The following is a 7,471-nucleotide window of genomic DNA, read 5'->3' on the forward strand; positions in this document are numbered from 1 at the left end:
TAGCGTCTCGGTCTCCACGACATTGAAGAACGACTCTACCGAAGGATCATCTTGCAGGGTCGCTGAACTCATTCCACCTCAGCGTTCACCCTGCTCTTTGGTGTGTTACTCGTTCTATGACACCCTCTTTGAGAAGCAAATGATTGCTACCGTGACGGTATGATTTCTTGCCAAACCAGTACTCAGTGAGTAGTCCCACAGAATTTTATCAGTTCAGAATCATTCACTAATACGAACATATGGTACACTGGTTAGCTGTTGGTCCTAAATTCAATGTCCATTCTACACTTCCGTATACAATTGCCGACTGGACAGATGAGTACAACATCAAAGACAACGATGCAGTCTTCCTTGATTTGAAAACAATCTATTCGGATCCTACTAATTATTACACACCCTCGTCTGGCTCATCAGACACGATTGAGTTTCCAACTCGAAATGCAGTCGCCAAACACACGCGCAATGGAAATGACATTTTTATCAGACTTCCACCTGTAACAGACATTTCGATTCCAAAGGCAGCAGACAGTGAAGAAAGAACGATTAATTTACTCAACTGGTTGCCATTCTGTATACGGACTGACTCTACAGAAAGCGGAAAAAAAGTATCTGTCCCGACAGACCACCTACCAGTAAGAAAAGACAATGCATCACAACGAGATTGGAGATGGTATTTCAGACCACCCCAGTTCAAATGGCAAATACGCTTAATGGAAATCACAGCATGGCCAGACGAACAACCATGGGATTCTAGCGAGTATGAATTACCCTCTCACCATGCTGAGAGAAACGAATCTCCTACGACAGGATATTTAGATAAGATAGCAACTTCAAATGCAGGCGAACCCATTGCTGGGAAACTCCAACTACAGGATTCTCATGAATATACAGGAGATATTTATCTTTTACCTTCACGTCAGGAGCCTTTCTCAGAATTTGTAATAGAAATCCTGCAGCAGTGGTACGGTTATAGTACTGATGTAATCCGAAATGATCCGACCCCTCTGTGGACGGACAATATAACAGTGGTTGGACAAAAAGACATTGAAAACAGGATATCGGAGTATGAGGAGCAGGTCAAGCAGCTTCAGCAAAAGGTAACTCGTCGTACTGATTTTAAACGACTACTATATGATAGTGGCGACAAATTAGAGCAAACCGTCAGAGACGCTTTCTGTGAGTTTGGATTCTCAGTAGAAGGCGAAGAACCTGGTGAATGGGATGGTGTTATTAAATTTGAAGATAGAGAATACATCCTTGAAGTGACTGGTACTACTAATGGCATTTCCGAAAGAAAATTGAGTCAACTTGAGAGACACAAAAATACGTATACATCTGAAAGCACCTTAACAAATAACCCATACACATTATTAGTTGCGAATATTTTTCGAAAAAATCCACCAGCTAGCCGTGAGGTGAACGAAGGTAATTTCATCGAAACTATACGAGGTACAAATAACCGTGTGATGACTACAAAAACCCTCTACTGTCTTCTGAATGCGTATTACGATGGAAAAATCAGTAGTGATGAGATACAGCGCCTAATTTATGAATCAGAAGGAATTGTTCGATATGATCAGGATAGTGATTTATGGGCACAGTCAGGATCGTCTACCAGCTTCTCAAATAGAGTTTCTACGCTTCTAAATAAGCTGAGTCGTGGACTCACAAAATAGTCTTTAGCGGGTAATTGAAGTCTTTTGAGGTTGCCTTGTGGGCTACCCACAGATTTAGCAGTTGCAATAGATCGGTCTGCAACGACTTGGTATAGAAGTCGTAGACGAACTACTAAATTCGGCTTGATCACGCTACTTTATTTAACGGATCGAAATAACACTAACGAACCGTTTACTAAACAGAGTAGATATGTTTGTGTGGTTTTTATATTATGTGAAACTGTAATTCATTGTAGGTGGTGTAGAATGTGCAAAACCAAACTGAGATACAGGCAGTCCTTCTCGCAGTAGCAGCGGTAATAACAGCATCAGTCGCAACTAAGCTATTAGCCGCTGTTGTAGTTGTTGGGCTGCTAATACACTGGAAACAGTCGTAATCGTCACCTACAACCAACCATTGGGATACTTCCCGAGATAGATACTGTATCGACTGATCGTTTATACATTCCTTCTGTATCTTCACCATACAAGGTACGTGCTCGCAGTCTTGCACTCCGATCAAACAAATCCACACCCTCAAATACTAAGTTCTCGTGATTAATCTTTCTTGCAACTAAATGCTCTCACTACCCCCTCTTGTCGACAACGCCGACAAAAAACTCGAAGACGTCTACAAGAAAATCATCCCACAGATCGAAGAAGCCCGTATCGCAACGGGCTATTTCTACCTGTCTGGCTTCGATCTCTACCGCGAGGATCTCGAACAACTTGCAGACCCTGATGAGGTCGGTCATTCCCCACTTCGTATACTCATGGGTCGACAAACAGACCAATCTACTGCAGACGAGATTGGTGAGGGTCAAAACCTAAGAGATGAATTCAGAAATGAAGTCGAAGAGAGTATCAATGAGCTGAACAACGCCCAGCTCAGTCGACTTGATCGACTCCGGGATTTCATAGCTGAGGGACTAGTTAGTGTACGTGTCCGAGATCCAGAAAACGGGTACTTCCACGCAAAGGGGGCGTCGTTTCGGGCACCTCAGAACGATGATGGCTGGGCAGAAGATGATGAGACCGACACCCGACCTTGTGCGACTATTGTTGGCTCTTCGAATTTCACTGCCAGTGGGCACCGTAACAACATTGAACTGAATCTCACGAGTCAGGATCAACGCGAGGCGGAAGCGTTCGAGGACTGGTATGACAATCAGTGGGCCAATGCTGAGGAGTTCAGCGACGAAATCATTCGGATCATCGAGAACAGCGACCGGTACAAAGATTGGCAAGCACAACAAAAAGGCGAGGCGGAAGACGAAGATACCTCAGAGGAACTGGGAACGTACATCGAGCCGTTCGAGTTGTACAAACTCCTTGCCTATGACGAACTGAGTGGGAACGTCGATATCCGCGACAGTCCACTGTACTACTTCCAGACCCTCGGCTACGAAAGCGCAAAAGAGAAGCTCTCCCAGTTCAACGGCTGCATTATCTCCGACTCGGTCGGTCTCGGAAAGTCGTTCATAGGAGGTGAGCTCCTCCACGACTACCGACAGCACGGCGATCACTGCCTTCTCATCGTCCCTGCGAACCTCACCGAACAGTGGGAAGATCTGCTACAAAACGATACAGACGAAGATGGCAATCCGTACTTCGGACTTGAGGTCGACGGTACACACCTCGATGTGATGAGTATCAGCAGGTTCCAAAACCTGACGTTCGAAGAGGTCCAGGAACTCAAAGACACGTTCGATGTCGTGCTGATCGACGAAGCACACCGCTTTCGAAACCACGGCAAGTGGCGACCAAATCCGGATAATGACGATGATTACAAAGGAACCCGTCGACATGCCAATCTTCGGCAGTTGCGTGGGAAGACGATGATCATGCTGACGGCGACGCCGATCAACAACTCCGCGACGGATCTGAAGAACCTCATCAGCCTGTTTACGAGTGCTGAAGAGCTTCGGAACAAGGCGTCGCTGGACTTCGATGCCTTCGAGGAGTATATCGAACTCTCGGAGGCGCGGAAACGCATCGCAGCCGGAAAAGAAGAAGTCGGAGAGGACGAACAGCAACGGATCATTGACCAGCTCCAGCGGCACTCCGAAGAGATATCGGAGATCCTCAACGAGGTGATGGTCCTTCGCACCCGGAAGCACGTCAAGGAGCAGATTCAGGACGAGGAAGACTTTGAGATGAGTTTCAAGCCGCCGTCGCTCAGTAAGGAGCAATACTCGCTCCCAGCGGCCTACCAGCCGGTGTATCGGATGCTACCCGACGTAATGGACGCGCTTCACCTGCCTCACATCACCATAAAGAACCCAAAGGGGGGCGGAACACTCAAAGCATTGTACAAGCTGAACCTGCTCAAGCGGCTGGAATCGTCGACGTATGCGTTCGTTCAGTCAATCGAGACGCTGCATCAGAGCGAGCGGCAACTCCTCGGGCTTCTCGATGGGCTGCCGGAAGACGAGAAGATCGACAGGCTCCGTGCGGCACAGGGCGACGACCAACCGCAGACGCTCGACGACTTCGTTGAGGGGCGTGACGCTGTCGAAGACCTCGAACAGACGCTCGAAGAGTTCGGGTTCGACACGACCGCCGTTCGTGCTGACGACGAAGGAGAGGGCAACGACACCGACGAGTTGGCGGATGCGACGATCGGCGAGGTGATAACCTACATTCGGGAGGATCTGACGCTGCTGGCGTACTTCCTCTCGCAGTTTATCGGCGATGTTGCGCGTGACTCCGGCGATGTGAGCGATCATGCCGTGTCGACGCGGCAGTGGTTGCACGACCACAATGCAGGTGTGCTGCCGGAGGTGCCGGAGGACGAACTGAATCCAATTTTGTATCCGCGGAGCGACCTGAGCGAGGTCGACGAGGCGACGCGAGAGTTCTACGACGCGGTGTTTTCGCTGCGTGAGTTCCGCGATCCGAAGATCGACCGGCTTGCGGACGTGCTCAACGGGTACGCCGACGAGAAAGTGCTCATCTTCACCCAGTACCGTGCCACAGCAGACTACGTCCATCGGACGCTGTTGGACAACCCCAAGTCGCCGCTCACAGAGGCCAACAGTGCAGTGGTCAAGGGAGGCGACGACAGCAAGCAGGATGTGATCCAGCGGTTTGCACCCGAAGCTTCAGGCTACCAGCAGACGCTGGCCGAGTCGGGTGAATCGGAACTGCAGTACGTCGTGGCGACTGACACGCTGTCGGAGGGTGTCAATCTCCAAGATGTCTCGGTACAAGTATCGTATGACCTCCCATGGAATCCGATGCGGATCGTCCAGCGTGTCGGTCGGATCGACCGCATCGGGAGTACGGCCGAGAAGTACGTGCATAACTTCTACCCGGACGGAGACATCGAGGCAGCGATCAAGCTTCTGAAGCGGTTGCAGGCCAAGATCAACGATATTGCCCTCATCGTCGGCAAAGAGAACAACATCCTCGATCCGAACGAAGACCAGATTTTGGAGCAGACCGGTGTCGAGACCGACAAGACGATTGGGGAACTGCAGGTCGACGAGATCGGCGAGTCAATCCAGCGGTCCCGAGAGATTGACGACGTGAACGAACTCGATGACACTAGTAAGAATCCACTGCTGCGGAACGCCGGGAGTAACGAACAGGCTGCCTACGAGCGGTTCCTACTGAAAAAGGAGTTAAACGAGGAGTTCGGACTCACGTCAGATGACTTCGACTACGCCGAGGAGTACTTCGACGAATCACCGGGAGATAGAGAGTTCCTGTATACGAACGTTGTCGACCACGAGTCGGGGCCACGTCCCGGTGTGTTCGGGCTCGCACATCTCTGGTTCGATGATGAGGACGAATCTTTGCCACTCGGGCGCGTTCGCCGGGCATTCTACTACAAACCGTTTGCCGGAGAGGTGAAAGAGCGACCGGTCGGAATGCTCAAACTCGATCCGGGGGTAGATGGCGAACCGATTACGGGTAATGCTGAAACCGTGCTGGCGAACCGTGACGGGATCCAGGAGATTCTTGATGATCGTCTGGAAGCGATTAGAAGCGGTCAGAGAGAACACATATTCAAAGAAGGTGAAAAATTTTCCAAAGAACAGGAAACGATTTTAGACTTTATCTCACACTACTTACAGCCGAATCATGGTAAGATGGTTGTGCCTGCGGATGGATACAAGACGCTTAACAATTGGGCAGGAGACCTCCGAGAGCGCCTTCAGGGCGTGAAGTTAGCCAACACTGACGAGGATCGTATCCTTCGGGACACCTTCCGACACAGCGACCAATATGATTCATTCCCAGACTGGCCGCCCGTGGAATTCCTCCAGGTGCTTGAGGAGTTCCTAGAAGAGAATGTTGAAGGGTCGACTGAGTATCAGGACACACTGGTCGGTGAGAGTGAGGTGCGGGCCCGGTTGGTCTGTTGGGGTGTAGTGGGATATTAGCCTAACAAATCCTCCTTTCCTCAGATTTGAGAGAGAGCGTCCAGTTCTTCTTTGTCCAACTCGAATATTATCCCCGATAGATGGTTATTCAAGCCCTCCAACTGTTCAATATCGTGGTCCGAGAGTGATTCATAGTCTCTAATAATCCTTTTCGAGATCTCCCGCAACATATTCGCCGCCATTATTTTGTCTCCCTCCGAGGAACTCACTAACATTTCGATACCCTGTGATCTGATCAACTGAGCTAATTTCTCGTAGTCACCTCCGTGTTCGTCCAATACCCTACTGAATTTGGCGCAGAGCTCCTCTCGAATCTCAGGGAGGAAGATGGGTGCTGCCTTCAGTTGCTCCACCTCTATTTTCATGTACCCGTTGTTCTTCGGCGGGCAGATGGGCTTCAGATACGAGAAGATTGCCTGGGTGTTCAGCAATCCAGTCAGGTAGAATGGATCAGTCTCATGCGGTGTAATGCCATGAATGAATCCAGTGGAAAAGAGGTAGCCGTTTGTGTCGATGCAGAAGTGGGGTTCGTTAACCACGATGTCCGACACGATTTTCGTTTCTTCGAAGTAGTCGGGACTCCCGACCCTCGCCAACGAGTACCACGGTCTGCCGAGTTCCTTCCAAGTTCTCCGTGAATCTTTTCTGCTGAGAAGTTTTTCCTCGTGATCCTTCAGCAGTTCGTATGTTGTGGTGTACTCTGATTTGAATGTACCCTCGTCTATCAATTCGTACTCTCCGATGACCGCCTCATATGGGAAAAAGGTTACCTCTTTGGGTTTCGTGACATTCCATCGATTAATATAATCTGGAGTAATGATTCGCTTCCAGATGTCGGGATTCACAGTGCCACTGATACGACTGTTCTCAATCGTATAACCTTCTGATTCTTCGGATAAGATGTCTGCCTGCAGTGTAGTATTTTGCCCGGTCTTCAGAGGACTGCCGACAGTAAATAGCTCCTCATCACCAAGGTTTGTGTCGCTCTTCTTTCGGATTTTCTCTCTCGCCGACCGCTCCTCATCAGTCAGGATTAGCCACCGGTCTTTCCCAAGAGAATCAGAGGGGAGAGTGAACACGACAATATCATCGGAATCATCCCAATCAAACAATGTGGACTTCACTTCCTCGACGGCGTCTGCAGAGCGTACTGAGACGCAGTCGATGGGAGTACCGACATCTCTACTCCCGAACAAGATTGTGCTGTAGATGGTGATTTCGTCGAATGCCGAGTACGCTGTGAAGTCGACGATTTGATTAAGACCATAGTTTTGTGGGAGGAATCCACGGAGCGATTCTCAGTCGATCACATCGAGAACCTCACGACCTCCTCCAGTAGGTGCTGAATCTGTGTCTGCGGTGGCTGGCTAGCCTTCAACAAGACGGTGACCGTGAGTTCTACTGCTAACCAGTCGCTGTCGGCGG

General features: G+C 49.7%; 3 protein-coding genes. 2 read left to right on the forward strand and 1 reads right to left on the reverse strand.

The window, feature by feature from the left end:
- Positions 1-239: 239 nt before the first annotated feature.
- A complete protein-coding gene (locus NO877_RS19525) occupies positions 240-1,676 on the forward strand; it encodes a hypothetical protein (protein ID WP_256397964.1) in 1,437 nt (478 codons plus the stop codon).
- A 557-nt stretch (positions 1,677-2,233) separates the two neighbouring features.
- Complete coding sequence (locus NO877_RS19530; RefSeq protein WP_256397965.1) at positions 2,234-6,046, forward strand: helicase-related protein; 3,813 nt, start codon at positions 2,234-2,236, stop codon at positions 6,044-6,046.
- Between the two features lie 20 nt (positions 6,047-6,066).
- Here the strand turns inward: NO877_RS19530 and NO877_RS19860 are convergent, their stop codons facing one another.
- Positions 6,067-7,170 (reverse strand): TaqI-like C-terminal specificity domain-containing protein, encoded by a 1,104-nt coding sequence (locus tag NO877_RS19860; protein WP_256397966.1) that lies wholly within the window; start codon positions 7,168-7,170, stop codon positions 6,067-6,069.
- Positions 7,171-7,471: the final 301 nt, after the last annotated feature.

This window comes from Halohasta litorea (genome assembly GCF_024494645.1).
GTDB lineage: Archaea > Halobacteriota > Halobacteria > Halobacteriales > Haloferacaceae > Halohasta > Halohasta litorea.

Coding starts and splice junctions, on each gene's coding strand:
- NO877_RS19525 (WP_256397964.1), top strand. CDS start 240: ATGGTACACTGGTTAGCTGTTGGTCCTAAATTCAATGTCCATTCTACA.
- NO877_RS19530 (WP_256397965.1), top strand. CDS start 2,234: ATGCTCTCACTACCCCCTCTTGTCGACAACGCCGACAAAAAACTCGAA.